This is a genomic window from Atribacter laminatus, assembly GCF_015775515.1.
GTDB classification, from domain to species: domain Bacteria; phylum Atribacterota; class Atribacteria; order Atribacterales; family Atribacteraceae; genus Atribacter; species Atribacter laminatus.
The window spans coordinates 1,785,156-1,811,307 of record NZ_CP065383.1; the positions used below are offsets into that span (position 1 = coordinate 1,785,156).

The window sequence follows — 26,152 nt, forward strand, 5'->3', positions numbered from 1 at the left end:
CCTCGGAATGTCGGAACGGCTGGATGAGATTGCCACGTCATCCAGCCAAAGAACGGTTGGATTCCTCGCAATGACGGAGCAGTAAAAAATTCAAATCCCCCTAACCCCCTTTTCTAAAGGGGGAAATTGATCGGTATATACCTATTTTCATCCTCATCTGGTGCTGCTAAGCAGCATGAGGGTCTACCCTGAAAACCCACGGGCATGATAAATCAAGCCCCTACAAAAGATTTTCACCCTCATCCTTACCTTCTCCCATCAAGGGAGAAGGAAATTAAGTGATGCCTTATCCTTAACGGTGCTTTTCTGCGTGAGGATCTCATCTTTTAATAATATTTCTTTTTCGTTTTTTAACCACCCATTACGCTTTGCTGATCTTTAATGCTTCAAGATAGAATTGAACTGTTTCCTGTTCAAAACACACAAAACGGACCAAAAGTGGATATTTTTCAAGAAACTTCTTGACTTCTCTTACAGCTATTCCAGCAGCTCGCTTTTTGGGAAAACCATAGACTCCGGTTGAGATAGCTGGAAAAGAAATACTTTGAATAGAATGCTCTTTGGCTATTTTAAGACTGTTTTTGTAACACGAAGCGAGGAGCTCATCTTCCTGGGCATTACCACCTCTCCAAACCGGGCCTACGGTATGAATGATATATTTCGCTATCAATTGATATCCCTTGGTGATCTTTGCCTCTCCCGGTGGACATCCTCCCAGAGTGCGACATTCTTCCTTAAGCTTAGGTCCGGCTTTCCGGTGAATAGCTCCGTCCACTCCGCCTCCTCCCAAGAGGGTAGAATTAGCAGCATTGACAATCGCATCGGTTTCTTCTTCGGTAATATCACCCAAAACGATTTGAATATTTCCCTCAGAGTAAAGGGCGTTGAGAGACATGATTGGCCTCCTTTACTGGTTATTCACACTCACTTACAAAAATGAGGTTCACTCTTTTTGTTTTATTATAACAGCCTCCAATCGAGTTTTTTCAAAAAAAAGAAAAGGCTATTGACAGGAACCAACCTATCCCTTTTTTTAGCTATACTAGTATATGCCTATCAGATTTTAGGAGATAATAAAGATTAGCATTCACCTTCATCTACTTTTTACCGAAATACAATGAATTGTCTTTTCCGGCCACCTGGAGTGGTTTTTTTATAGCTTAGAAATCTTTTTTCATTTTTATCTATCTCTATCATACAACTCGCTTTTACACTTGTTAGAAGGTGTAAAATAAAAAAGAGGAGAAAATAGAAAAAAGATTGTATTCAGGGAAAACCACAAAAAGTAACGAAGCGAATATTGAAAATGAAAATGAGTCGTTATTCTGAGAAAAATATTTATAAGTCTCGAGGTTATTTTTATCGCAAACTCTGATTTTCCCAAAAGAATGTATCTCTGAACGAACTGAGATGAATTATTTGTTGTGAACCATATAAAGAGAGAATAAAAATGATCAAGAATGAATGTAAAGTTGTCTATAAAAATGGGATCGGATATGTGTTAAAGGATGGCAAGGAATTGAAGTGGAGCCCATGGCTGGGCGATTTGTTTGCAATGTTTTATGATACAACAATGGAAAAATCGGTGTTTCCTCATAAATTTAATGCATCGTATAAAAAGCATATACAACTTCTCCAGAATAAGTTAAAAGACATTCATCATTACACTATTTTAGAATTAGCAGCCGGAAGCGGGAATCTTGCTGATATCCTCCCTCATGATAATATTTACGTAGGAATAGATATTAGTGCCCGATTACTCCGAATTGCACTACAGAAATAAAAAAATGGAAGGAGATGAACATATGACGGTCCTCGTAGATAAAAATCGGTGTGTTGGTTGTGGAATATGTACGAGTATATGCTCCGATGGTATACGGTTAGACATTATAAAAGGATATGCTCTCATTGTTGATGGGAATTCTGAATGCATGGATAAAGCGAGGCGTGCCTGTCCTCAAGAAGCAATAACCGAAATAAATGAAAAACTGAAATTTGCCATTGGAACAGATGATAAAAAAACAGTGAAACCCGATGACCATGTAGGAATGTCGGCTTTTTTCCACATTTTTGAATATTCCGATGGAGAGATGATTTTTAAAGAAAAAAGAGAGAATCCGAAATATAAATCCGACGAAACAAGAATTCACGGTGATCCCGGGAAAGCGAAGGCGACTGCTTCGGTTTTGCAAGATGTAGATGTATTAATTGGAAAAATGATGGGTCCCAATATTGTTCGTTTAAAAAAACAATTTGTTTGTGTGATTGTGAGAGAAAAAGAGATTTCTCATGTTATCGATATCATAAAAGAAAACATATGCACAGTATTGCATGAGAAGAATAAGAGCGATAGCAACGAAAGAAGAGGGATATTGTTAAAATGAAAGAGAAATCAATTTCACTTTTGTAAGGAGAGATAAGTGGTTATTGAAATGAAGTTAAAGCCCATTGGTGTCATTCGAACACCGTATCTCGAAACGGCGCCATATCAACCGGTTCATGATGATTTTGGCGAATTTCGAGTTATTTTATTAAAAGAGTATTCGAAGGGGCTCAAGGATCTTGATCGTTTTCGATATATATATGTGATTTACTATCTACACCGTCTGCAACGCAGCATTTCCTTGATAGAAAAACCATCTTGGGCGCAAGGCGTTGAAGTAGGATTGTTTGCCAGCAGATCCCCAGTTCGACCGAATCCAATTGGAATAAGTATTGTTCGGATTAAAAAAATAAAAGAGAATGTGATTTTCACCAGCGGGTTGGATGTGATTGACAACACCCCATTGTTAGATATCAAACCGTATATAAAGGATTTAGATTCCAAGGATGATGCAAATTCAGGGTGGATCGACTCCCTTAAAAATAGCAAAAAGCACCTTCTCCTTCATATCCGAGGAATTCCACATGACTTTTAATTCATTCCTGCTTGTTCAATTCCTCTAAATTTACATTTTACTGCTTCGTAAATTCATCTCTTTATTTTACTCGAATCTACTTATTGACGGTAATTTTATGAATAAGTATGGTCGCTTGATTGAGGCTCGGAATGCATTATAATGGATTTAATTTTTAAGTATATGAAGAAAATAATGGGTATGCGGTGGGGGACGATGAAGAAAATATTAATTCTGATGATTGAAGTGGGGAGTGGTCACAAAATACCAGCCCTAGCTGTCAAAGATGCCATTGAGGAAATCGCTACTCATCGATTCCGGATTAAAGTGGTGGATTTCGCCAAAGAGTCAGGAGCAAATAAGGTAGATCACTTTCTTAAAAGCTCTTGGGACTTAGCCCTCGCCCATCCGGTTATGACCTTAGCCATTAACCGGGCCATTGATGTCTTTTATCCCATTACCACTAGTCGGAATCTCCTTTCTTCCCTTTTTCGGGATTTTGTACTCAAAGGGATGAACTACATCCGACAATTCAACCCCGATATTGTCTATTCCACTCACTTCTTTTGCAGTACGATTGCAGCGACGGCAAGAAAACGGCATCATCTTTCGTTTAAGGTGGTAACCACAATGACTGACCCATTATTGGTCATCACATGTGGATTGATAATCACCTCGATTGTATCCTGGCAGCCAACCCAATTGCTGCTGAATACCTCTTCAGAGGTGGAATGAAAAAGGATAGGGTGAGAATAGTCCCTTTCCCTATCCATACTCGTTTTTTTAAAGAAACTAAAAATAAAGAGGAAATCAAAGAACAATTTCGATTGAACGAAAATAAATTAACCCTTTTATTCAGTGCTGGTGGACAAGGAATAGGAAAAACTGAAGAGTATATCAAAGCCATTTACCGCCGTGATCTGCCGGTTAACATTATTGCCGTATGTGGAAAAAACCAGAACCTTTTCCAATCCTTGTCTTTTTTGAAGAATCAAGCGGATACTCACACCAATTTGACGGTGCTGGGGTATGTGGACTATATGAATGTTCTTTTATCCATCGCCGATTTATTTGTTTCTAAGGCAGGACCAGCTGCTGTTTTTGAATCTTTGGCTTGTGGTTGCCCAATAATTTTTACCCATTGGGTGGGGTATAACGAGAAGGGAAATTTGGATTTTTGCATAAAATGTGAGGTAGGGTGGTTCGCCCCCAACAGTGAAAAATTTCTCCAGCTTTTGGCAAAAATCATGGATCAAGAAGACTTACTCATTCGTTACCAAATGAATATCGAGAATTTAAAAGCAACACCGTTTATTGGTCAGCTTTCTGAAGGTGCATAACAAACAGCAGAGTTTGTCCTTTCTCGATTAGAAGATTCTGTGAATGGTGAAAAAAACTGGGAAAGAGAGGAGCAGAATTGGTGACTGAGAAAAAGAAAGAGAAGCGCTTTGTTACGAGAGGATACCGTCGTGATGGAAGATGGTTAAGAGATATCCACCCTCTACATCGTTTGGAACCATTCGTCATGCGGACCAGAAACGAATCCTGCATCTACTTTAGAGAGAAACTCGATATAACCCATACCCTGGATTACCTCCAAAAAAGAAACCAGGATGTATCTCCAAAAGAGAAAATCACCCTCTTTCATGTTCTCTTGGCAGCCATGGTGCGAACAGCCGTTTTAAAGCCTGGCTTGAACCGTTTTATTGCTGGTAAGCGTATTTACCAACGGAATGAGCTGCAAATATCCTATATGGTGAAACAGGAAAAAACTGAAGCCGCACCAATGTTAGCGATCAAAGAAACCTTTGAACCGACAGATACTTTGGATCGGGTTGTGGAAAAAGTCCAAGCATCCGTCGAGCGAGCCCGATTGGAGAAGAGTGCCGATAGTGAGAGTTTGGTTAAAACATTTTCCAAAATGCCCAGCTGGCTTATTTCATCCATTATCGCTGTTCTTCGTTGGTTGGATACCTTTGACCTTGTCCCAGAATCAATGACCCGCTCAGATCCCTTTTATGCCAGTGCTTTTGTAGCAAATATTGGGAGCATAGGGGTTAATGCTCCCTATCATCATTTATATGAGTGGGGGAACGTATCCCTCTTTGTTGTTTTAGGAAAGTATGCTGAAGAGTTGAAAATAAATTTAGAAGGTAAATTGAATAAAAAAACTTGTGTCGAAATCACCTTCACAGTTGATGAACGAATCAACGATGGGTTTTATTTAGCACGAGCTTTACAAACTTTCAAGCGACTTATGGAAAATCCGGAAAAATTGACAGAACCATTGGAAGGAGGAACCGAAAGTGATGCATGAAATTCATCAAAGCATGGTCGAGCGATTGTCGGTCACGGTTGAAAACTATCCTGATTTACCTGCTCTTGATTATTATGGGAGTAAGATATCTTACCGTCGATTATTTGAAACCATCAAGAGAATGGCAACGATCTGGAAAAATCTGGGAATCGAACCAGGTCATCGGGTCATCCTTTGTCTTCCCAATATTCCTGAAGTAGTTATCGCTCTCTATTCCTTAAACATGATTGGGGCAGTGGCTTGTATTGTACATCCTTTATCGACTTCAAAAGAAATGGCTTTTTACATAAAAGATACTCAGAGCAAATGGGTCATAACCCTAGACATGCTTTATGGTAACTTTAAAAAAGCAGTTGAGGAGAGTCGGGTTGAAAAAACCATTCTTACCACGGTTTCTGGGAAACTCCCTCCCTTACTTCGGCTCCTCTTTTTTTTCAGACAGGGACGTAAAAACCCTGTTTACCGGGGGAATCATTTGATTTATTGGAAAACCTTTGGGAAAAAACTCCCACCACCTGTTGAAGAATTTTACCACTTTTCTTCCGACCAACCCGCCGTCATCCTTTTTAGTGGTGGAACGACGGGAACACCAAAAGGAGTTCTCCTCTCGAACGGAAATATGAATGCCCTGGCAGACCAAGTAATCGCTCAGGTTGATCCTCATCCGGGGAGAGAATCAATTTTGTGCATCTTGCCCCTTTTTCACGGGTTTGGACTTGGTATTTGCTTACATTCTGTTCTAATCGGTGGAGGCCGGTGTGTTCTTATTCCTCGTTTTAGCAAAAAGGAATTTATCGATGGTGTCATTAAATATAAGCCTACTTATATTGCTGGAGTACCTACCCACTACGAAGCTTTAGTCAGCAGCGAAAAAACAAAAAGAATTCATTTTTCTTTTCTTAAAGGAGCATTTTGTGGGGGAGATAACGTTCCCCATCCTCTCATTCAACGGTTTAATAAATTTGTGCAAAGCCATGGAGGAACGGTCTGTTTGAGAGAGGGGTACGGCTTAACAGAGTGCGTAACCGCGTGCTCGATCATGCCAGAAAATCTCTATAAGAAGGGGAGTGTGGGTTTGCCTCTCCCTGGTAATCGCTTCAAGATTGTTCGGCCTCATAGCACGGAGGAGGTACCGGTGGGAGAAGAAGGAGAGATTTGCGTCAATGGACCAACGGTCATGCTCGGATACAATAACCGTCCCGAGGAGACTGCCCGAGTGTTATTAAAACATGATGATGGTCTTATCTGGCTTTCTACCGGAGATTTGGGAAAGCTCGATCAAGATGGGTTTTTATACTTCACAGGGAGAATGAAAAGAATTATCAAATGCTCAGGTTATGCTGTTTACCCGTCCCAAGTTGAGAATGTCATTAACAGCCATCCACAAGTTGCTGCATCATGCGTCATTGGTATTCCTGACGAGTACACAATGAGTCGAGTCAAGGCGTTTGTCGTTTTACGGGAGACAGTTCAATCCCGGGAGGCGTTGGCTGAAGAGATAAAACAGTATGTAGCTGAGCACCTTATTAAATGGTCAGTTCCTACTGAGATTGCCTTCCTAGATAAACTGCCAGTTACCCGAATGGGAAAACTAGACTATCGGACTTTAGAAGCCTTGGAACAAGGCGAAGCGATTATTTGATTTTTTTATCAAAGGATTTATTTTCCACCCATTGAAAAATTTATTAGAAGATGGGAATAGGTCAGGATGGAGATATTATATAACTTTTTCCTATAAGACGAGGATTTTTAAAAAATGAAATGTGTTGAGAAATTTGATTTCTGCATGGATACAGTTATTTATCAGAAAATATATGGAAAAAACTCAGAAGTGGCTATTGATGAAGCAACGAGGAAAATCCAATACTTAGAGTGTTTGCTTAGTTTTTTCCAAGAAGAAAGCGATATTTATCAAATAAATTCAAAGGCAGGGAAAGATTGGGTAAAAGTAAACCAAGATACCATAGAAATCTTGAAAATGGCAGTTAAAATATCGGAATTAAGTGCTGGTGTTTTTGATGTGACAACCGGAGTTTTGAATGATTATTGGCGCCATTTAAAAAAAAATCAAAGAAAACCAGATAAAAACCAAATTGATGATTTAATGAGGTTGATTAACTACCGTGATATTTTAATTAATCCAGAAGAAAAGTTAGTGAAGCTCTCACGGTTCAATCAAAAAATTGACCTAGGGGGAATAGGGAAAGGATATGCTGGGGAGAAGGTTATCGATGTTTATAAAGATTATTCAATCCAATCGGGATTTATTAATTTAGGAGGAAATGTAGTAACTATTGGGAAACCCCATTGGAATAGAAATTGGATTATTGGTATTCGTGATCCCTTTTCAGAGGATGGGGGGATATTTGGGAATCTAAAGGTAGAAGATCAAGCAGTCGTAACTTCAGGGGGATATGAGAGATATTATGAAATTAATGGTTTCAAGTATCACCATATTCTTGATCCTCGAAACGGTTTTCCCGCTCGGTTAGAATGGCAAAGCGTTACCGTGGTTGCAGAAAGTTCTTCCTTGGCAGATGCCCTTTCCACTGCTATTTTTATTATGAGTCAAAAAGAGCTCGTTGGTTTTTTAGAGAATTTTCCATCTTTAGGTGTGATTTTGGTTGCTCATCCTGGAGAAATAGTAGTCAGTAAAAATTTGAAAGAAATTTTTCAAAAAATCAATCAAAAAATGTCTATAATATATATTAATTGAGTATTTTATAAAATTAAGGAGGGAAAATCATCATGAGTATTTTAGCAATTGTTCTTATCATTGTGGCTGTCATTGTGGTAATTTTATTCATTTTTGCCTCAGCTGGTTTAAAAAAAGTCGGAAAGCTTAATATCGGAAAGATAGATCTTGCTAAATTGGATGATGGAGTCTATCCAGGTGGATTTAAGGGATATCGGTGGTCGAATCAGGTAGAGGTAACAGTGAAAAATCACCAAATTACCGGAATAAAAATTATCAAAGATGTTGTCTTTGGATCGGGAGATATTTCCAAAAAAATCTTCGATCAGATTATTCAAAAGCAATCATTGCAGATAGATACAGTATCAAGCGCAACAGTGACCAACAAAGCCTACCTTAAAGCAATAGAAAACGCATTAATGAAAGGGAAATAGTGGAGTTGGGAAATTGTAATTCTTAAATTCCTATTTGTAAAGGCTTAATTTATTTAATCCATTGCCATGTTGCTACACTAAATAAAGATCGGGTTCAATTAATTGCCACCCTTCAATTTTTAAAATCTTTTTGAGGGGCGTGATTTATCATGCCCATTCCAAATCCGTCATTGCGAGGAGGCTAACCGTTTTTTGGTTAGACGACGTGGCAATCTCATTTAGAAAAATGTTTTTAAAGAAAAAGATAAAGATTGATAGTGAGAGATTCTCACGTCGCATAATTCGCTCCTCAGAATGTTCTGTGTTAATTGTCAAGTCAAAACTACTTCAAGATTACTTTTTAGTTTTAGGTAATGAGGATCATAAGGACAACCACTTTTTAATACTGCAAAGGCCTGTCTTAAGAGCTTATTGGCGACTGCTATGAGAGCGACTTTCTTCGGTTTTCCTTTCGCAAGGAGTCGCTGATAGAGTTCCCGACATTGAGCATTAGACCGTGAAGCCGAAAGAGCCGCAAGATAGAGAAGCCTACGGAGATAGCCGTTCCCCTTTTTACTCAGCCAGGCTTTGCCTTTGTCTTTTCCAGATTGAGAGATCTGGGGAGCAAGGCCTAAGAAACTGGCCACTTCTTTCCCTCGAGAGAAGCGATCCATCTTTTGGAGGAGTCCTAAAAGAGCAGTCGCCGAGCATTTCCCGATTCCTTTGATACTCAGGAGCAGTTGGTATTCTTTCGGAGCATACTGGGAAACCAGTCGTTTTGCTTCGGCTTCGAGGGTTTTGATCGCTTTTTCGATCTCTTCCAGCTGTTTTTGATAGATATCCCTCACCACTGGGTTGATCTCGTTATGGCAGGTGAATGCTTCTCGGTAATTCTTCAAGTTGGTTCTTTCTTTTTTGAGTTGGTCTAGACCTTTTAAGACTTGAGTTATTTCTTCAGCCATGCTCTCTTTGGGAGCAAAGAGAGTGACCTCCTGATAAAAACCAAATTGGGCAATCAACCGAGCATCTTTCCTATCAGTCTTGGCTCTTTTTAAGAGCATCTCGGCATATTTTTTGATGATGAAGGGATTGACGACGGCAACGGAGTAACCTTTCTTATAGAGGGTAGTGGCGAGTTTGAGATGATACGCTCCAGTTGCTTCCATGACAAAAAGAGTGTGAGAGGGATCACTTTTTGGGATGCTTTTCTGAACCTCTTTCAGGAACGACTTTTCTTGGTTGGGAAAGGAAAAATCAAAAAAAGTTGTTCCATCAAAGCGACTGGCTTGCACTGAGTCTTTCGCAATATCCATGCCCACTACTTGTTGGTACTTCATGTTTTTTATCTCCCTTTTCTTTTGGTTGGTATTTTGATCTATTCTTCCTTGGACTTTCATCGTTTTTTTATTCAGGCTTTAGTTGCCTCATGTTCTGTAAAGTCTTGGGGAAGAGAAGAAGGTGGTGGACAACATTCTGAACGGTTTTTTAACCAATGACGAAAATGTCCTTTTTCCACCTTCTTTTTTCTTTTATAAAACATTTTAGTAATTATTTGGTATTTTTGGTATAGGAATCAATATACGATGACGAAGTGGAATTGCCCTCCTTGGAGGGGTGCCCGCTTTCGCGGCGGGGAGGGTGCCTTTCAATTTGTCATTATGAGGAGGTTGGTTGAATTTTACCAACCAACCTAAGAATCTCATTTTTTAATATATTTCATAAAAGACAAAAAGATGAAAAGATGAGATACTCACGCGGGAAGGCACCGCTCAGGATGACAGAATTTTTTAAATCCTTTGTAGGGGCTTGATTTATCATGCTCTTTGCTTTTCAGGATAGACACCCATGCTGCATAGCAGCACCAGATGAGGATGAAAATACCTATCTAAATCCGTCATTGCGAGGAGCGTCTTATGCGACGTGGCAATCTCTACCATCCACTTAGTCATTCTGAGGAGTCCGGTGTTTTTGCCGGACGACGTAAGAATCTCATCATTTAAAGTATTTATGAAGAAAAAACTTAAAAGATGAGATCCTCACGCCCTCAAAAAGCGAGGGCTCAGGATGACCGATTAAAGGCACACCCCCCTTTATCCCCCCTCAATGGGGGAATTTATAAGATGGTATTTTCAGGATAGACCTTCATGCTGTTTATTAGCACTAGATGAGGATAGAATTATACACGTTCCCTGATATACATCACTTGTCACAGTATTCAAAGAACGAAATGATTAAGCCTTCATGAGAAAGAAACTGCTTAAAATAATGATATTTTAACTCCAACACTAAAAATAACAGAATAATTCCTGTATTGATGGGTATAATTTATCAGTTAGAATAGGATGCCAATTATTTTCAACCAATTATGTTAAAATAATTTAAATAAGTATATAGGAGGGCTAAGTAAGTTATGAAACACAAAGGAATTTTTTTCATCACATTAATTTTATTGGTATTTTTGTGTTCGATTATGGTTGGTGCCAAGGTGACTCTAAGTGCTCTTTTTATGAAACAAGCTGGTTATCAAGAAAGTGAAATGATTGAAATGACGGAAGAATTTATGAAACGAAATCCAGACATAGAAATCAATTTAAATTTTGTATCCTACGAAGAACTCCACGATAAAATTGCGGTGGCTGCTGCGAGTGAATCAGGAGCATATGATGTTATTATTACCGACTGTGTTTGGCCGGCGGAATTTGCTGAGGCAGGTTGGATACTCGATGTAACTGATCGATTATCAGATGAAGATAGAGCTGATATTTTCCCAACTGTTTTGAGTTCGGTAACCTATAAAGGGAAATTATATGGAATGCCATGGCTCAATGATTGGGAATATTTCTTTTATAACAAGAAAATGTTGAATGAAGTAGGTGCTGCAGTCCCAACCATGTGGCCAGAAGTGGTTGAAACTTCCCAAAAAATGAAAAACAATGGAATAGTAGAATATCCAGTTATTGAGTTTTGGGGGCAGGGTGAGTCAGTCGCCATCAAATATCTAACTTATCTTCATGCCATGGGGGGGAATGTTTTTGACGAGAGCAGTATGCCGATTATGAACCAGGGGAAAGGCTTAGAGGCCTTGGAGTATATGGTTGATAATTTAAATGCCGGAATATATAATCCTGCTTCAATCGAAAGCTTTGCTGAAGAAGTACGTCGAGTATATTCAGCAGGCCAGGCGGCATTTGCTACTAATTGGATTTATATGTACAGTTTGTCCAACGATCCCCAAGAATCACAAATTGCCGGTGATTCGGAAATAGGATTAATTCCTGGTTTCCCCGATGGGAACAAAAGTGCTTCCTGTAACGGTGGGATGGGGTTAAGTATTGTGAATACGTGCCCGAATCCAGACGAAGCTTGGAACTACATAACTTTCATGTGCAGTCGAGAAATTCAAAAGAAATACAGTGCGAGTGCACTTCCTATCTGGATATCCTTGTATGATGATCCTGAATTGATTGCTCTTCAACCCAAAACTGTCCCCGTTGCAAAAGAACAAATACAATACGTGTATGATCGTCCACAAATTCCATGGTATTCCCAATTTTCCCAGTTGTTAGCTGAAGAATTACAGGCGGCTATAACTGGGGTCAAAACTCCTCAACAGGCTCTCGATGATGCCGTAGCTCGGACACAAGAAATTCAGGAAAGATATTAATCTATATAAAGCAATGTACGCAGTAGGGATTTTAACTCCTACTGCGTACATTGCAAACTGAGATAATCATGAAATCAAACCAATATAATCGAAGAGAAGTTCGATTTGCTTGGCTATTAATCATTCCCGCTTTTATTTTTATTGGAATTATCATTTTTTATCCAATGGTTATGGCTTTCTATACCAGCCTCCATCAGGTTGACTTAACTCGAAAAGCCCAGGGCACCCCTTTTATTGGTTTTAAAAATTATATTGATATATTGAAAAGCAGTGGTTTTTGGGCTTCAATCAACCGTACTGTATATTTCACCGTGGTATCTATTGCCATTGAAATGGTTATTGGTTTTTTAATCGCTCTTCTTCTAAACCAAAAATTTTGGGCAAGAGGTATTCTCCGCAGTTTATTGTTGATACCGTGGGCGCTTCCGATTACCGTTGATGCCATTATGTGGAAATGGATATTCAACGCCAACTACGGTGCATTTAATGCTTTCCTCTGTTTATTGTCTTATGATAAACCCAGTAGTATGATGTTTTAGACCCATCGAGTGCACCAAATAAATCCACTAGGTGCATACGTTAACTCCATAGCTATATATGACGGTTTAAATGAACCACAATAGCTATAAGCCCACTTTTCCGAATCATGAGTTTTACTGTTCTGAGAATAGTACTCTTTGATGGGTAGTTTGAAGGAACAAGATTAAGATTTCTATAGAACACCAGATGCCGAGGCTGTGGAGAGCGTGAACAACGTGTTTTGGTCGTCCACGAAGCGGAGGGTTGTCCACAAGAGGTCGGTACTATCCATCAGCCTCTTTAACCGGCAGACATAAATACACTCTTAATTACTTAGTTCTGGCTCAATTTTTAATCCCATGTCGTTCCCTCATTGACACTTTGCCGTCAATAAGGATGGTATAGGAATCATGGACAATACGATCAAGAATGGCATCTGCTAGTGTATCTTCGCCGATCTTTTCATGCCACCCACGTGGAGCAAATTGGGTGCAAAAAATAGTAGAAGCATTCTGATGTCTTGCTTCAACGATCTCAAGGAGATCCATTGCCTGGGTGTCTTTAAGTGGAGTTAAGAGCCATTCATCCAAAATGAGTAAGCCAACCTTTTTGTACTTCTTCATCACCATCTGATAGACACCTTCACCTCGAGCCACTGCCAGTTCATCCAGAAGATCCGGTAGTCGGATATACTTAACGGTATAATAGTTGCGACAAGCCGCCATACCAAAAGCACAGGCAACATAAGATTTCCCGTTTCCAGAGGCACCCATGATGATGAGGTTGCGTTTCTCCTGGATGTAAGCGCACCCAGATAGCCGTAGGATTTGTGCCTTATCTAGTTTCCTGTCGGCATGGTATTCAATATCTTCAATGCTAGCCTGAGGATAGCGGAAATCTGCTTTTTTAATGAGATGGAGCAGTTTATTGCTTCTGCGTTTAGCCCATTCCACATCAACAAGAATACCAACCCGTTCTTCAAACGATAGCTCCTGATATTTCTCATCAGACAGTTGGCGTTTGAAAGCATCCGCCATAGCGGAGAGTCGCATGTCATGCAGCTTGTTCATGGTCGTAGAATTAATCATTGTCTTTTCCTCCATAGTAGCCGGCACCCCGGACAAATCCGTAGATGTTGGGATTGTCTTTTGTCGCTTTTTGTCGATCTGATTGGACTGATATTCTATCCTGACCGGTTTTGAGGATGGTCTGGATGATTTTGAAACTCGGACTGGGCGTGTAACAAAGTGCCCGCTGGCACGCTTCTTCAAAGCGGGATAAAGAATACTTGTCAGCGAGTTTCATAAGCGATGTACAAGAACGGTAACCTTGTTTCTCAACTCTTGATGCTGACAAAAGAGCATTCACCACAATGACGGCATGAGGTCCAATGGAAGCAGCCCAATTCCTAAAATGATCAGCATTTACAGCCAGGTACTGTTTATGTTTCTCTGGCATGTGATCCGGTACCGTGACAATCTGGCCTTCCTGACCGCGAATCCGAATATGGGAAGCAATGCGATGATTGTGGTAAAAAACTTCAACAGTTTTGCTGGTTATACGTACCTCCACTTGATGCCGGATGTACTCATAGGGCACTGAGTAGTGATTTTTATCCACAATTATGTGATAATCGTACTGTACGGACGCCGTTGACCAGGTGGCAAGCTCGTATGGGGAAGTAGGCAAAGGCAAAAGCAGTGCTTTTTCCTCTTCTAGGAAGGCGCTTTTCCTGCTTCCCGGCTTCTTTTGAAAAGGTTTCTGGTTGAATTCTTCCAGCTTAAGACGGATGGCGCTATTCAGTTCGTGTAATGAAAAGAACTGTTGGTTTCGCAAAGAGGCAATGATCCAGGTGGAAATAATACCCACCGTACTTTCGGCATGGGGCTTGTCTTTGGGGCGCCTGACTCGGGCTGGAATGACTGCTGTCCCGTAATGCTCGGCCATTTCTTGATAGGTTCTATTAATCTTGGGATCTGGTCGAGAGGCTTTATCTACACTGGTTTTTAAATTGTCTGGCACGAGGATTCTGGCCACTCCACCAAAGTATTTGAACGCATGAACATGAGCATTGACCCAGCTTTCCATATCCATTGACAGGAAGGCTTCTACATAGGCATACTGGCTGCAAGATAGGCTCGCTACGAAGATATAGGCTGGAATAAGTTCACCGGTTAGATTATCAACAATAAAACCAGTCTTTCCAGCCCAGTCCACTTCCAGCATTTCACCGGGTTTGCGCTTAATGCGCATAGTGGCTTTGGTGGTATTGGCATACTTATGATAATACCGACAGAATTGGCTGTACATGAGTGGGATTTCACCATTGAAGCGGCATTGTTCATGGTACTCATGCCACAACAAACTTAAGGTGACACCACTTTTGGCCATTTCTTTATGAACATATTCGCAATCCGGTATTTTTCGATTGGACTGACTCCTTTTTTCCGGAAAAAGGAGTTCCTGAAGATCTGCATCCGACATGTTTTTATCGAAAGGCCATGAAATCTCATGCCTTTCTGCCCGTTCAACCACATTACGGATTGTGGTCCGTGAGCACTGGCAACTGGCAGCAATGCCACGTTGACTCACACCTTGGCTGTGAAGCCGAAGAATTTCTCGATACTTGATCATTTATTTGATCAGCCTCCTAATGAAGATTTACACTTTACAGTGTATTTCCTCATTATATGTCAGGTGGATCTCTCCATGACCAAGGTGGGCCTATTTGATACTCATGGTGGACCTTTTTGAGTATACGAGTGGGTCTATCCCAAAATATTACTCACCTCAAACAAATTGGTTTGATTGATTCTTACCGAGGTTGGTTAACTCGTCCCTGGAGTGCTATGCATTGTGTTATTGTTGCCGATGTATGGAAGATTACTCCACTTGTTGCACTATTGCTTTTGGCAGGATTGCAAACCATACCTCGAGAAATGTATGAAGCTGCAACCGTTGATGGAGCAAGTCGGTGGAGAAGTCTTTTTTCGATCACCTTGCCTCTATTGAAATCGACGATTATTGTCGTCTTAGTCATGCGTAGCTTGGATGCCTTTCGGGTTTTCGATATCGTTTACATTATGACTTCAGGCGGACCAGCCAATGCCACCAAGGTTATTTCCTTTATGACATATCAAGAAGCCTTTAAATTTTTAAATTTTGGTCGTGGTTCTGCACTGGCTTATCTCATTACTTTAATAATCGCTCTTTTGGCTTATGTTTATACCATTAACATTGGAAAACAGATTGAATATTAGTGGTGAATATTCGTTGTATTCTTTCAGCTCGAATTCTATTTCAGGAGTAGACGGATGGGTGTAAAAAAACAAAAAATTTTTCGGATAATCGGTGTCACCCTTGGATCAATCATACTCGTGATTGGTTTGTTAACCCCCTTAGTATGGCTGTTAATTTCGAGTGTTGCTGATTTAAAAGATTTGCTAAAAATTCCATTGCAATGGATACCTGAAAATATTTCCTTTGAAAGATATGCAAAGATACTTTTTTCCCAAGGTTCGGAAAGTGAATTCCGGATAACAATGATGAATAGCTTTGTGATAGCTTCTGCAGTTACCATTATTTGTGTTTCAATTGGCTCGCTCTCGGCTTATGCTTTTTCACGACTCAAATTTCCTGGGAAAGATAAAATTTTATTTGTACTTCTCTTTTCCTACATGCTTCCGCCAGTGGCTATTATTATCCCTATCTATCAAATATTTAGCCGATATAGTTTGCTCGATACGAAAACCGCTTTAATTCTCGTTTATTCTGCAATCATCACCCCTTTCGTGATTTGGATAATGCGGACTTATTTCGATAGCATCCCACGGGATTTGGAAGATGCAGCAAAAATTGATGGATGCACCTATTTAGGCATGTTATTCCGGATTATGATTCCTCTTTCGGCACCGGGGATTGTGGCTACTCTTCTTTTAGCGTTTTTAATGTCTTGGGAAGAGTTTTTTATGGCTTTAATCATGACCTCATCAGCTGCATCAAAAACCATTCCCATATCAATCGCCGAATTTTCCGGCCGTCATTCAATTGACTTTGGGATGATGGCTACCGGTGGTATATTAGCAGCTATTCCACCGGTTATTATTGCTTTGATTTTCCAAAAATACATCGTCGGCGGTTTACTATCCGGAGCAGTTAAGGGGTAAAGAAATATTTATTGAAATAACCATAAAAAAAGCCTGGCTGCAATAGCAACCAGGCTTAGAATAATATGAACTTTTTATTCTTCAGCAGCTTCTTTTTTGATTTCGATAGATTCTAAAATTGCTTGAATCTTTTCATCGGTTTCGTGTTCTGGGCCCATTATACCGATTGAGATTTTCTCGCCACCCAATAAAGCCGTATAGAGAGATTGATGAGTTCCCGAATAATCAAAGGTGCTTTTGAGGAATTGGAATCCTAACATTTCAACCACAACTGGCTCTGACCCTTTGAATTGTTCAACAAAAATTTTCATGGAGCTTTTCCAGTCAGCATCGGTCAAATTATATCCTTCTTTTTTTAGCTCCACCATGTAGGTTGCCATGCGGTTGAAGATTTGGACTGCACCATTTTCATAAACGATAAATTGCCAAGTATCCGGTACTAAAAATTTGAAATTATCAGTTTCTTGAATCTGGTCTTCGGCATAAACAAATCCCACTAAAAGCACGCCAATCACTACGGTTAATAATGCAATGTTGATTCCTTTTCTCCTCATGGTTTATCCTCCTTTTTTTAAAAGCCGTTTAATAAAATAATATCTGATAAATGCGATTATTTATACACTAAATGAGAAATTTAATAGAATTGAGAAATTATTTTTCAGGGATTTCTTTAAGAGTACTGGATACCATGGAAATTATTTTTTCCACTTCTTCTCTTTGAACCGAGAGATTCCACCGGAAAGCTATAGCTAAAGAATCACCATTGGAAAGAGGAACTAAATAGAACTCCATCATTCCATCATGGGGAATTACCATGTCCAAAACTTGACCAGTAATAGTGTTTTCCAGAAATGAACGATCCATAGTTTCGAGAGGTGGTTCGGTAGTTCCCAAAAAGACAACTTTTACATACTCAATAACATCTTCATTGGTATTCCCCAGATCTTCTTTCATGTTTTTTGGCACAGCTACCAAAGTTATTTCAATCTGTACAGTTTTGAAGTCGGCGTTAGGAGGATTCAACAATGAAACCGCATCCAAGCCAACTTCAACCGGCTGGGAGAACTCGACCGGACTTTTGAAAGCCACTTTCCACCAGTTGTATGAGAAATTCTCTAAACCATAAGCCGATGTTCCTAAAATGAGTACTGTTATGATACCGATCAAAAATATCAGTTTTGTATTCATGCTATTAAGCCTCCTTGAGTGGTACTGTTTTTGAATATTGTTTTCACTGAATCTGGATATTGTTTTGCCTATTCCATTGGTTTGATGAAGGATCGAGTTCTATTCTAAAAATCCCGGAAAGATTTTATAGGTAACTTATATAAAGCAACTCACCAGGATCTCATTCTAGGCTTCCACCCTCATCCTCACCTTCTCCCATCAAGGGAGAAGGAACTTTAAGTCGTCATTGCGAAACCTGGTTTTTTGAGGTCGTGGCAATCTCTTCAGTCATCTTTTATTATGTGTGGAATTGTGGAATTGGTATAAATGAGATGCTTATCATGTCCGGTAAAACGCTACCTTCCTCAGAATGAAAGAATGGCTCAATGAGATTGCCACGACGCATAGGACGCTCCTTGCAATGACGGATTTAGATAGGTTTTTTCATCCTCATCTGATGCCACGAAAGTGGCATGACGGTCTATCCTGAAAACCCACGGGCATGTCGAATCAGGCCCCTACAAAAGAATATGATATGTGGGTGCGACAATTTATTGCGCCCGATTGATGTAGCGACATGCCATAGCATTTCGAATCTTGGGCTTTTACCCTCATCTGGTGCCACAACACAACTGACATGGGGGGTTCATAGAGCCAGAGAAAACCCTTCAATTATTATATGGTTTTTTTATCTTTTTGCTATTTTTTCAGAGATTATTTGAGGATTTTTTAGGATAAAAACGTTATTCAATGAAACCCAATATGCATAATTACTTTCCCAATAATCCGGATTTCTTGAATTCCCGGTTGAACAACGATAGGGGGGAAAGCTGGATTAGAGGCTTGCAGAATAACGGTACTATTTTGAAAAAAAATCCTCTTGATAGTAAAACCTTCATCTTCAATATAAGCGATGACTATATCACCACTACGGGCTTCCAGATCGGGAGAAAAAAGGACCCGATCACCATTGCGGATACCATCGCCCTGCATACTATCTCCTTTAGCATGGATGAGGTAAGCACGGATACCATCCAGAGAGGACTCCGATACTGGAAAGGGGAGAAGGCTTTTTTTGAAAACCTCGTATCCTTCGACGCATTCTTCCAACTCACCACCGGGCTTCCCGCAGGGAATCGAGTTCCCCAGCACCGGTACCATAACTTCGCCTTCATCAAGAGTAAAGAAATCTTTCCCAACCAAACCTAACTGCAAGAAGAGCTCACGCTCTGGAACTCCCAAGACCTGGTTAATCTTCCGGAGGTTGGTTAGATCCGGCTCAAACTCTCCACTCAACCAGCGAGAAACCGTTGCTGGGGAAACACCAGCTTGTTCGGCCAGTTTCCTCTGGGTCAATCCCAGTTTTTTTAGTTTTTCCGATAACCATAAATTGAATTTCATAGCACCATTATTTTACAAAAATAATTGCGTAAACGCAACTCATACCTCTTGACAAAACGCCAACGCACCAGTTAAATTGTTGAGTACAGTAAATACAAAATTATAAAATTGATATAACGCAACAAAAAGGAGATGCGATCTGCCTTGAAATTTACCGGTTTTGCCAACCCATCAGAACAGTTTGCCGAGAAGCGATTGGATTTGAACACTCTGCTTGTCCGGCACCCAGCCGCCACTTTTCTTTTGCGGGCGAAAGGAGAAGACAGCAAGAATCTCGGTATTTGCTCGGGTGACATCCTGGTGGTTGACCGGTCAATCCAACCCGGAGATAACGCCCTGGTGGTAGCAGCGGTAGAAGGAACGTTGCGATTGTCACGGATAAGAGCAAAGAATGGAAAATTGCTCCTTCCCATTGCTGGAGAAGCTCGGGTGGTCGGCGTGGTGACCGCTGTTATTCACTTTCCAGGGTAAAATTATGAAAAGCATTGTAGCCTTGGCCGATTGTAATTCTTTTTATGCCTCCTGTGAGCGGGCCATGCGACCGGACCTCGACGGGTGTCCAATCGTGGTTCTTTCCAACAACGATACCATGGTGGTGGCAGCTTCGGCGGAGGCGAAAGCAATGGGAATCGATCTGGGAGTGCCGCTTTTTAAAATTCAACCTTTGATCAAAAAGCATGGCATTGCGGTTTTTTCTTCCAATTATACTCTTTACGCTGATCTTTCCGAACGGGTGATGGAAACCATGGCCCGCTTTGTCATGCGCTATGAGGTTTATTCTATTGACGAAGCCTTTCTAAGTTTATCGGAATTTGCCGATCTTGACCTTACCCATTACGGGAAAACCATCCGGGAAGCAGTAAAAAGAGAAGTGGGCATTCCGGTGTCGGTGGGAATCGCCGGTACTAAGACCCTTTCCAAAGTAGCAACCAAGGTGGCCAAGAAACTCCCCAATGGGGTATATGATATTCGGGGCAACGAAAAGGCTATTTTGGAAAAGTTTCCAGTTGAAGATGTCTGGGGTATCGGATGGCAGTACACCAAACTTCTTCATCGCTGGGGAGTTTCTACCGCTCTTGACTTCACTCGTCTTCCGGAAAGATGGGTACAGAAACACATGACGGTGGATGGCCTTCGAACCCAAATGGAACTTAAAGGTATTCCCTGCCTGCCGTTGCAGGAAATACGACCGACCCGGAAGCAGATGGTCGTATCCCGAGGTTTTGGAAAAGTAGTCGGAGTCCGGGAGGAATTGGAAGAAGCTTTGTGTGACTATGCAACTTTGGCTGCCTGGAAGTTGCGCCGAGAAGGATTGGCTGCTAAGACCATAAGCATATTCATCATGACCAGCCCTTTTCGCTCCGGTCCTCAATATGCCAATATTACTACCGCCAGATTCCCAGAGGCTACCAACTCCACAGTGGCTTTTATTCGAATAATACGGGCAATCCTCCCTCGAATTTATCGTTCGGGATACGCCTACCGAAAGGCCGGGGTTATCCTTCCTGAACTTTGTAATGAAAAATTGATCCAAGGAAACCTTTTTGTTTCTTTCTTAGAACGAAAAGAGCAGCGGTTGCTACAGGCGATCGACAAAATCAACGACCGATGGGGGCGGGAGGTGGTCCATTTTGGAGCAGTAGGACTAGTACAACCCTGGGCAATGCGCCGGGAAAGGCTTTCTCCCTGCTTTACCACCAACTGGGGAGAGCTTCCGGTGGCTTATGTGTCGTGAGAAACTCCGACTCACTGCCAGCTTTGACAGGCGTTTTTCATTTTTGTACAGGTGTGGGTGAAATCAAAGAATCCGACGAAGTGATTTTGAGAGTCGACTACCGGAAGAAATTGTTTTCCCGATAGAAACATCTTTTTCAAAGCTTGTTCAAAACTCATCGAAATCAGAAGGACTTCTCCAGCTGGTTGAAGTTGATGAAGATCAACCGAAGTTACCGAAGTATATCCTAAAATATTTTTTTCTCCCTCAAGCACCGGAATCAAGTTCCATCCTAGGTCTTGGGCGTTTTGGATAGCAGTTTTGATCTCTTGTGACGTCGATTCTTTGGTTAGAAAAGGAACCTCTTTGATCAAAGCTTCTTCTATTGAAAGCAACCGCAGACTGTTGAAAAATCCATTTGAACCCATAAATTCTTCTACAAAGGGATTAGCCGGAAAAAAGAGAAGTTGATTGGGGGTGCCCACCTGGACGATATTTCCAGATTGCATGATGGCAATTTGATCGGAGAGCTTTACGGCTTCCCTTAGGTCATGAGTGACGAAAACAATGGTTTTTTTCACTCTTTTTTGCAACTGTAAAAGTTCATTTTGCAATTGTTCACGAGTGATTTCATCTATGGCACCGAAGGGTTCATCCATCAGAATTAGAGGAGGGTTGGCTGCCAATGCTCGGGCAACTCCGATCCGTTGTTGCTGACCACCACTTAATTCCCGAGGATATCTTTTTAGATAACTTTCATCCAGACCAACCAAGAAGATGAGCTCTTCAGCTCGATGAGCCCAAGTTTCTTTGTGAGCCCCACAAATTTTTAAAACAAAACCAATATTTTCTTCAATGGTGAGGTGAGGAAAGAGCCCGATTTGCTGGATAACATAACCAATGTTCCGCCGGAGCTCGATGGGGTTTAAAATAGCGATATTTTGACCTTGAAGAAAAATTTCCCCGGCAGTTGGCTCAATGAGACGATTGATCATTTTAAGTATACTAGTTTTTCCGCAGCCGGAAGGTCCAATCAAGGAAAAGATTTTTCCTGCTGGAATTTCTAAATTGATCCCTGCGACTGCGGTTTTATTATTTGGATATTGTTTGGTGATGTTTTTGAGTTGTATCATGATTTATTTTTTTGTCAACATATTTTATTCCAACAATCCCTGGTTGGCTAAAAACTCCCTGGCTACTAATTGGGGATCTTTCTTTTCTTCATCAACCTGGTAGTTCATATCAATCATCAGGTTTTCATCGATCAAACCTGCTAATTTCCTTAGAGATTCTCCGACTTCTGGATGAAGTTCAAGAACAGCTTTTCTCACTACCGGTGCTGCTAAGTAAGAGGGGAAAAAGTTTTTGTCGTCCTGAAGAATAACCATATCGTACCGTTTCAGTAACCCATCAGTAGAAAAAGCGTTGATAACATCAACTTCACCGGAAAGGATTGCCGGGTATTTGAGGGCAATAGCCATTTGTCTGGTGTTTTTAAAGTTGAACCCATAGGTTTCGACTAAATTATCAAATCCGTCTTTTCTTTCAAAAAAGTCTGGCTCAGCTCCAAAATTTAATTGGTTGGAAACTTTTGCCAGGTCGGAATAGGTTTTGATATTGAGCTTATCGGCTAAATCAGCTTTTATTGCCAAGGTGAAGGTATCGTTGAACCCAAAAGGTGGAAGCCAGATTAACGGAAACTGTTCTTCGTACTCAGCTTTTACCAGATTAAAAAGTTCCTGAGGATCGGGAACTATATTTTCCTTTTTAAGAACATCTTGCCAGGAAGTTCCGGTATATTCGGGATAAATATCAATATCTCCTTGAAGAATTGCCGGATGGAGGATTGAGGTTGTTCCTCCCTCGATATTTTTATATTCTATGTCTAAATCGGTGTCGTGCTGTAAAAGAAGAACCATGATTTCGGTAAGAATATATGATTCGGTAAAGGGTTTACTGGCTAAAACTACGATATCAGAGGCATTTCCCTCAGCATTTAAAACCAGACCTCCCAGTATTAACAAAAGCAGAGTGAAAGTGATCATTTTTAAAAATTTTATTTTCATCGAACCAACCTCCTTATACTTTGATTTTTTGTAACAGTTTCTTTTCAATAAAACCTAAGATTCCATCGGCACCTACTGCCAAAACTGCGACCAAAATACTCCCAGCAACGGTTAATTGAGTATTATAGGTTGTGATTCCTCGAAAAATGAGGACTCCCAATCCCCCGGCACCGATAAATGCGGCGATGGTGGCAACCGATATAGTCATTACCACGACGGTTCGAAGGCCGGCGATGATGACCGGAAGCGCCAATGGAAGCTCAATATTCAATAAAAGTTGTCTGGGCGTACTTCCCATGCCACGAGCTGCTTCGATAACTGACCGATCAACACCGGTTATACCAACATAGGTATTCCTTACTAAAGGAAGTAAACCATAGATGAAAAGGGCAAAAAGAGTTGGTCGGCTTCCGATTCCCAATATGGGAATCATAAACCCAAATAAGGCCAAAACCGGAATAGTATAGAGAATACCGGTGATATATATAATTGGTGTTGCCATTTTGGGATGTCGGCTGATTAAAATACCAAGCGGTATGCCAACTAAGGCAATAAATAGCACCGCTGTCAAAGAAATACCGATGTGTTGGAGGAGCGTTTCATAGATAAGTGTTTTTCTTTCTGCCATTAATCGAAAAACGCTTAAAATAAAGTCCATGTCGGATTTCTCCCCAAAATAAATAAAAAAGATGGTTGTAAAAAAGTAAAATTATCTTTTTATAGAATAAACAACTTCATTTTGAATTTATTTCTTTCTATCGGTAATAATATTCTTTTTTCTTGCAAACCCATTTGCGGGTTTGTTGAATTAAGCCTTTACAAAAAATATTTAAAAGAATTGAGAAGCGCAATTTTTTTGTATCCAAAAGAGTATTTGGAGAAGGATACGTTATAATATGAACCAATCATTCAAACCGAAATTTGAGAATTAACGATAAAGATTACTTTAGCTAATAAAGGAGAGCTGTATATGGAGCAACGAATAATAGAGAATATCCCTTTTAAAGTGGATCGAGGTAACCTATTCGAAACCTATCATGTTGAAGAGGGAAGTGACGATTCAAAACGAATTGACCAGTTAATCACCGAAGCCGAAAAGATTGCTAAGCCGAAAGCAATATATAAACTTTCAACCATTGATGAAAAAACTGAAAACACCGTAATTATAGACCAAACGAAGTTTACCAGCCGAGTGCTTCGGGTAAATTTGGATGAAGTTCATCGAACGTTTCCTTTTATTGTAACCTGTGGCATTGAGCTTGAAGAATGGTCATTGAAAATAATCGACATGATGGAGCAGTTTTGGGTGGACTCCATTAAAGAGCAAGCTGCCTTGCAAGCGTATCAAACAGTTCAGATCGAACTCGAAGATCGCTATCGATTGGGGATGACCTCGACTATGAATCCAGGATCTTTAGAGGATTGGCCGATGAAGGAGCAAGTACCACTATTTTCGCTATTTGGAGATCCTAAAAAACTTATCGGAGTTACATTAACCGATAGTTTTTTAATGGTTCCAATAAAATCGGTTTCCGGGATTATTTTCCCAACCAATAGCAAATTTGAAAGTTGTCAACTTTGTCCCAGAAAAAATTGTCCGGGAAGGAGAGCTCCTTATGATCCCGAGCTTGGTGAATCAAAATACCATTTTAACCACGGTTAAATGAAGCTTGAAATTCAAAAATAAAATCGACGGTGGAGTGAATTCCACGGAAAAAGTCATTTATAGAAAAATGCTCATTGGGTGAATGAACTCCATCGTCAGGGCTTCCCCAACCATTCATACAGATCGAATCGGGAACGAGATATCTTTTAAATAGATTGGCTACTCCTACCGAACCACCGCCTCGGATGAGAACCGGAGAACGACCAAAATGGTTCTTGATAGCTTGGTTAAAAGCAGTAAAGATCGGCTTGTGAGGATCAGTTATAATCGGTTCGATTCCAGGAAGAACCTCAACATGATAATCGATATCGGGAGGAACTATAGATTTGAGATGTTCTAAAAGAAGAGTAGCTGTCTTCGAAGGGGTTTGATTAGGAACCAGACGGAAACTAAATTTTGCGCTACAACGAGCAGGAATAATGGTTTTTGAGCCAGATCCGGTATACCCTCCCCAAATTCCACAGATGTCAAAAGTAGGTCGAACGGTCATACTTTCCAAAGGAGTATAGTTCATTTCCTGTTGAAAAGCACGAATACCCAGCTCTTTTTTTATGCTTTCTTCCTGAAAAGGAAGTTGGGCCATTTGGTCTCGTTCCCAAGGTTCTGGTTCTTGGACATCTTGGTAAAAGCCTGGAATGGTGATTTGCCCCTGATCATTTTTGAGCTGGCTGAGAATTTTAATCAGGGAGAAGGCAGGGTTAGGAACCCCACCGCCAAACTGCCCAGAATGCACGTCAAAGACAGGTCCAGTGCAAGTGATTTCAAAGTAAGCTAAACCCCTTAAACCATAGACCAAAGCTGGAACTCCTCGAGCAAATTGACCGGCATCCATAATAAGAATCGAGTCAGCTTGAAAGAGTTCTCTCTGAGAAGATAGCAACTCCTCAAAATGAGCGCTCCCAATTTCTTCTTCTCCCTCAATAACAATTTTATAATTACCAGGAAGTGAGCCGGTTTTTGAGTAAATGATTTCCATGGCTTTTAAGAAGGAAAAAAACTGTCCCTTGTCATCATCAGCACCCCGAGCATAGATCATATCTCCTTTAGTAGTGGGATCGAATGGAGGGGTATGCCATTGTTCTAAGGGATCGACTGGCTGAACATCATAATGGCCATAAATAAGCAGCACAGGTTGATTTGGATAGGGGCAATGTTCAGCAAAAACTACCGGTGCTCCCGAGGTGTGAAGGATTCGAGACTGTAACCCGATATTCTGACAATATTGAACCAACCATTGTGCGGCATGATGGAGATCATCTTTATGGTCGGGATTGGCGCTGATAGTTGGCATGCGGAGAAGCTCAAAAAAATGATCGAGAACAGACTGACGATTTTCTTCAATAGTTTGATGGATTGCTGATAAGTTCATTTTTTATCCCCTTTCGGTTGGTGTATATGCTATTAATGCTTTTATTGTAGCAGATATTAAATGTGAAAAGACACGGACTTGTATCTTAAGAAGACTGA

General features: G+C 40.6%; 27 protein-coding genes. 16 read left to right on the forward strand and 11 right to left on the reverse strand.

The window, feature by feature from the left end; genetic code table 11:
* Positions 1-361: 361 nt before the first annotated feature.
* Positions 362-895 (reverse strand): O-acetyl-ADP-ribose deacetylase, encoded by a 534-nt coding sequence (locus RT761_RS08160; RefSeq protein WP_218110930.1) that lies wholly within the window; start codon positions 893-895, stop codon positions 362-364.
* A 555-nt stretch (positions 896-1,450) separates the two neighbouring features.
* Between RT761_RS08160 and RT761_RS08165 the strand changes: the two genes are divergently transcribed.
* The 9 genes from RT761_RS08165 (at position 1,451) to RT761_RS08205 (ending at position 8,343) form a co-directional block, all read left to right on the forward strand.
* Positions 1,451-1,783 (forward strand): class I SAM-dependent methyltransferase, encoded by a 333-nt coding sequence (locus tag RT761_RS08165; protein WP_218110931.1) that lies wholly within the window; start codon positions 1,451-1,453, stop codon positions 1,781-1,783.
* Positions 1,784-1,805: 22 nt separating this feature from the next.
* Positions 1,806-2,384, forward strand: coding sequence for a NifB/NifX family molybdenum-iron cluster-binding protein (locus tag RT761_RS08170; RefSeq protein ID WP_218110932.1), 579 nt, complete (start codon positions 1,806-1,808; stop codon positions 2,382-2,384).
* 36 nt (positions 2,385-2,420) lie between these two features.
* Positions 2,421-2,918, forward strand: coding sequence for a tRNA (N6-threonylcarbamoyladenosine(37)-N6)-methyltransferase TrmO (gene tsaA, locus RT761_RS08175; protein ID WP_218110933.1), 498 nt, complete (start codon positions 2,421-2,423; stop codon positions 2,916-2,918).
* A 195-nt stretch (positions 2,919-3,113) separates the two neighbouring features.
* Complete coding sequence (locus RT761_RS08180) at positions 3,114-3,632, forward strand: MGDG synthase family glycosyltransferase (RefSeq protein WP_218110934.1); 519 nt, start codon at positions 3,114-3,116, stop codon at positions 3,630-3,632.
* On the forward strand, positions 3,629-4,237 hold the full coding sequence (locus tag RT761_RS08185; RefSeq protein ID WP_218110935.1) for a glycosyltransferase: 609 nt from the start codon (positions 3,629-3,631) through the stop codon (positions 4,235-4,237). The genes RT761_RS08180 and RT761_RS08185 overlap by 4 nt, the downstream gene beginning before the upstream one ends.
* A gap of 80 nt (positions 4,238-4,317) precedes the next feature.
* Positions 4,318-5,214, forward strand: a complete 897-nt coding sequence (locus RT761_RS08190; RefSeq protein WP_218110936.1) for a 2-oxo acid dehydrogenase subunit E2 — start codon at positions 4,318-4,320, stop codon at positions 5,212-5,214.
* A complete protein-coding gene (locus tag RT761_RS08195) occupies positions 5,207-6,856 on the forward strand; it encodes a class I adenylate-forming enzyme family protein (protein WP_246465339.1) in 1,650 nt (549 codons plus the stop codon). The genes RT761_RS08190 and RT761_RS08195 overlap by 8 nt, the downstream gene beginning before the upstream one ends.
* 114 nt (positions 6,857-6,970) lie before the next feature.
* The gene (locus tag RT761_RS08200) at positions 6,971-7,930 is read left to right on the forward strand and encodes an FAD:protein FMN transferase (protein WP_218110938.1); all 960 of its coding nucleotides are present in this window, start codon (positions 6,971-6,973) and stop codon (positions 7,928-7,930) included.
* 32 nt (positions 7,931-7,962) lie between these two features.
* Positions 7,963-8,343 carry an FMN-binding protein gene (locus RT761_RS08205; RefSeq protein WP_218110939.1) on the forward strand — a complete coding sequence of 127 codons (381 nt, stop codon included), beginning with the start codon at positions 7,963-7,965 and terminating at the stop codon, positions 8,341-8,343.
* 311 nt (positions 8,344-8,654) lie between these two features.
* Here RT761_RS08205 and RT761_RS08210 read toward each other — a convergent pair whose 3' ends face one another.
* On the reverse strand, positions 8,655-9,659 hold the full coding sequence (locus RT761_RS08210) for an IS110 family RNA-guided transposase (protein ID WP_218110940.1): 1,005 nt from the start codon (positions 9,657-9,659) through the stop codon (positions 8,655-8,657).
* Between the two features lie 1,073 nt (positions 9,660-10,732).
* Here RT761_RS08210 and RT761_RS08215 point away from each other — a divergent pair.
* Entirely contained in the window at positions 10,733-11,986 is a 1,254-nt protein-coding gene (locus tag RT761_RS08215; protein WP_218110941.1) for an extracellular solute-binding protein, read from the forward strand.
* Positions 11,987-12,054: 68 nt separating this feature from the next.
* Positions 12,055-12,525: a carbohydrate ABC transporter permease gene (locus tag RT761_RS08220; RefSeq protein ID WP_218110942.1), complete on the forward strand. Its 471-nt coding sequence runs from the start codon at positions 12,055-12,057 to the stop codon at positions 12,523-12,525.
* A gap of 324 nt (positions 12,526-12,849) precedes the next feature.
* Here RT761_RS08220 and istB read toward each other — a convergent pair whose 3' ends face one another.
* Positions 12,850-13,593 (reverse strand): IS21-like element helper ATPase IstB, encoded by a 744-nt coding sequence (gene istB, locus RT761_RS08225; RefSeq protein WP_218110943.1) that lies wholly within the window; start codon positions 13,591-13,593, stop codon positions 12,850-12,852.
* Positions 13,586-15,139, reverse strand: coding sequence for an IS21 family transposase (gene istA, locus RT761_RS08230; RefSeq protein WP_218110944.1), 1,554 nt, complete (start codon positions 15,137-15,139; stop codon positions 13,586-13,588). The genes istB and istA overlap by 8 nt, the downstream gene beginning before the upstream one ends.
* Before the next feature lie 116 nt (positions 15,140-15,255).
* On the opposite strand from istA, the gene RT761_RS08235 reads away from it, so the two are divergent.
* Both RT761_RS08235 and RT761_RS08240 read left to right on the forward strand, forming a co-directional pair.
* Entirely contained in the window at positions 15,256-15,765 is a 510-nt protein-coding gene (locus tag RT761_RS08235) for a carbohydrate ABC transporter permease (RefSeq protein ID WP_218110945.1), read from the forward strand.
* 54 nt (positions 15,766-15,819) lie between these two features.
* Complete coding sequence (locus RT761_RS08240) at positions 15,820-16,671, forward strand: carbohydrate ABC transporter permease (protein WP_218110946.1); 852 nt, start codon at positions 15,820-15,822, stop codon at positions 16,669-16,671.
* 74 nt (positions 16,672-16,745) lie between these two features.
* On the opposite strand, the gene RT761_RS08245 is transcribed toward RT761_RS08240, so the two are convergent.
* From RT761_RS08245 to RT761_RS08255, 3 genes are all read right to left on the reverse strand, one after another.
* Entirely contained in the window at positions 16,746-17,225 is a 480-nt protein-coding gene (locus RT761_RS08245; protein WP_218110947.1) for a hypothetical protein, read from the reverse strand.
* A gap of 97 nt (positions 17,226-17,322) precedes the next feature.
* Positions 17,323-17,859, reverse strand: a complete 537-nt coding sequence (locus RT761_RS08250; RefSeq protein WP_218110948.1) for a hypothetical protein — start codon at positions 17,857-17,859, stop codon at positions 17,323-17,325.
* A gap of 726 nt (positions 17,860-18,585) precedes the next feature.
* Positions 18,586-19,239 (reverse strand): LexA family protein, encoded by a 654-nt coding sequence (locus tag RT761_RS08255; protein WP_218110949.1) that lies wholly within the window; start codon positions 19,237-19,239, stop codon positions 18,586-18,588.
* 144 nt (positions 19,240-19,383) lie between these two features.
* Here RT761_RS08255 and RT761_RS08260 point away from each other — a divergent pair, with 144 nt between their 5' ends.
* Both RT761_RS08260 and RT761_RS08265 read left to right on the forward strand, forming a co-directional pair.
* Entirely contained in the window at positions 19,384-19,710 is a 327-nt protein-coding gene (locus tag RT761_RS08260; protein ID WP_218110950.1) for a LexA family protein, read from the forward strand.
* A gap of 4 nt (positions 19,711-19,714) precedes the next feature.
* Positions 19,715-20,974 (forward strand): Y-family DNA polymerase, encoded by a 1,260-nt coding sequence (locus RT761_RS08265; RefSeq protein WP_218110951.1) that lies wholly within the window; start codon positions 19,715-19,717, stop codon positions 20,972-20,974.
* A gap of 11 nt (positions 20,975-20,985) precedes the next feature.
* Here the strand turns inward: RT761_RS08265 and RT761_RS08270 are convergent, their stop codons facing one another.
* From RT761_RS08270 to RT761_RS08280, 3 genes are read right to left on the reverse strand one after another with little or no spacing between them, the layout of a single operon-like run.
* Positions 20,986-22,086: an ABC transporter ATP-binding protein gene (locus RT761_RS08270; protein ID WP_218110952.1), complete on the reverse strand. Its 1,101-nt coding sequence runs from the start codon at positions 22,084-22,086 to the stop codon at positions 20,986-20,988.
* A 24-nt stretch (positions 22,087-22,110) separates the two neighbouring features.
* Positions 22,111-23,019, reverse strand: coding sequence for a glycine betaine ABC transporter substrate-binding protein (locus RT761_RS08275; protein WP_218110953.1), 909 nt, complete (start codon positions 23,017-23,019; stop codon positions 22,111-22,113).
* A gap of 13 nt (positions 23,020-23,032) precedes the next feature.
* Positions 23,033-23,677 (reverse strand): ABC transporter permease, encoded by a 645-nt coding sequence (locus RT761_RS08280; protein WP_246465121.1) that lies wholly within the window; start codon positions 23,675-23,677, stop codon positions 23,033-23,035.
* A 312-nt stretch (positions 23,678-23,989) separates the two neighbouring features.
* Between RT761_RS08280 and RT761_RS08285 the strand changes: the two genes are divergently transcribed.
* Entirely contained in the window at positions 23,990-24,682 is a 693-nt protein-coding gene (locus tag RT761_RS08285; protein ID WP_218110954.1) for a vitamin B12 dependent-methionine synthase activation domain-containing protein, read from the forward strand.
* On the opposite strand, the gene RT761_RS08290 is transcribed toward RT761_RS08285, so the two are convergent.
* Positions 24,669-26,054 (reverse strand): dipeptidase, encoded by a 1,386-nt coding sequence (locus RT761_RS08290; protein ID WP_218110955.1) that lies wholly within the window; start codon positions 26,052-26,054, stop codon positions 24,669-24,671. The two genes, RT761_RS08285 and RT761_RS08290, sit on opposite strands and share 14 nt — an antisense overlap.
* Between the last annotated feature and the right edge of the window lie 98 nt (positions 26,055-26,152).

Coding starts and splice junctions, on each gene's coding strand:
- RT761_RS08215 (WP_218110941.1), top strand. CDS start 10,733: ATGAAACACAAAGGAATTTTTTTCATCACATTAATTTTATTGGTATTT.
- RT761_RS08270 (WP_218110952.1), bottom strand. CDS start 22,086: ATGATACAACTCAAAAACATCACCAAACAATATCCAAATAATAAAACC.
- istA (WP_218110944.1), bottom strand. CDS start 15,139: ATGATCAAGTATCGAGAAATTCTTCGGCTTCACAGCCAAGGTGTGAGT.
- RT761_RS08255 (WP_218110949.1), bottom strand. CDS start 19,239: ATGAAATTCAATTTATGGTTATCGGAAAAACTAAAAAAACTGGGATTG.
- RT761_RS08165 (WP_218110931.1), top strand. CDS start 1,451: ATGATCAAGAATGAATGTAAAGTTGTCTATAAAAATGGGATCGGATAT.
- RT761_RS08180 (WP_218110934.1), top strand. CDS start 3,114: ATGAAGAAAATATTAATTCTGATGATTGAAGTGGGGAGTGGTCACAAA.
- RT761_RS08285 (WP_218110954.1), top strand. CDS start 23,990: ATGGAGCAACGAATAATAGAGAATATCCCTTTTAAAGTGGATCGAGGT.
- RT761_RS08170 (WP_218110932.1), top strand. CDS start 1,806: ATGACGGTCCTCGTAGATAAAAATCGGTGTGTTGGTTGTGGAATATGT.
- RT761_RS08205 (WP_218110939.1), top strand. CDS start 7,963: ATGAGTATTTTAGCAATTGTTCTTATCATTGTGGCTGTCATTGTGGTA.
- RT761_RS08250 (WP_218110948.1), bottom strand. CDS start 17,859: ATGAATACAAAACTGATATTTTTGATCGGTATCATAACAGTACTCATT.
- RT761_RS08245 (WP_218110947.1), bottom strand. CDS start 17,225: ATGAGGAGAAAAGGAATCAACATTGCATTATTAACCGTAGTGATTGGC.
- RT761_RS08275 (WP_218110953.1), bottom strand. CDS start 23,019: ATGAAAATAAAATTTTTAAAAATGATCACTTTCACTCTGCTTTTGTTA.
- RT761_RS08280 (WP_246465121.1), bottom strand. CDS start 23,677: ATGGACTTTATTTTAAGCGTTTTTCGATTAATGGCAGAAAGAAAAACA.
- RT761_RS08200 (WP_218110938.1), top strand. CDS start 6,971: ATGAAATGTGTTGAGAAATTTGATTTCTGCATGGATACAGTTATTTAT.
- RT761_RS08290 (WP_218110955.1), bottom strand. CDS start 26,054: ATGAACTTATCAGCAATCCATCAAACTATTGAAGAAAATCGTCAGTCT.
- RT761_RS08160 (WP_218110930.1), bottom strand. CDS start 895: ATGTCTCTCAACGCCCTTTACTCTGAGGGAAATATTCAAATCGTTTTG.
- RT761_RS08240 (WP_218110946.1), top strand. CDS start 15,820: ATGGGTGTAAAAAAACAAAAAATTTTTCGGATAATCGGTGTCACCCTT.
- istB (WP_218110943.1), bottom strand. CDS start 13,593: ATGATTAATTCTACGACCATGAACAAGCTGCATGACATGCGACTCTCC.
- RT761_RS08220 (WP_218110942.1), top strand. CDS start 12,055: ATGAAATCAAACCAATATAATCGAAGAGAAGTTCGATTTGCTTGGCTA.
- RT761_RS08195 (WP_246465339.1), top strand. CDS start 5,207: ATGCATGAAATTCATCAAAGCATGGTCGAGCGATTGTCGGTCACGGTT.
- RT761_RS08210 (WP_218110940.1), bottom strand. CDS start 9,659: ATGAAGTACCAACAAGTAGTGGGCATGGATATTGCGAAAGACTCAGTG.
- RT761_RS08265 (WP_218110951.1), top strand. CDS start 19,715: ATGAAAAGCATTGTAGCCTTGGCCGATTGTAATTCTTTTTATGCCTCC.
- RT761_RS08185 (WP_218110935.1), top strand. CDS start 3,629: ATGAAAAAGGATAGGGTGAGAATAGTCCCTTTCCCTATCCATACTCGT.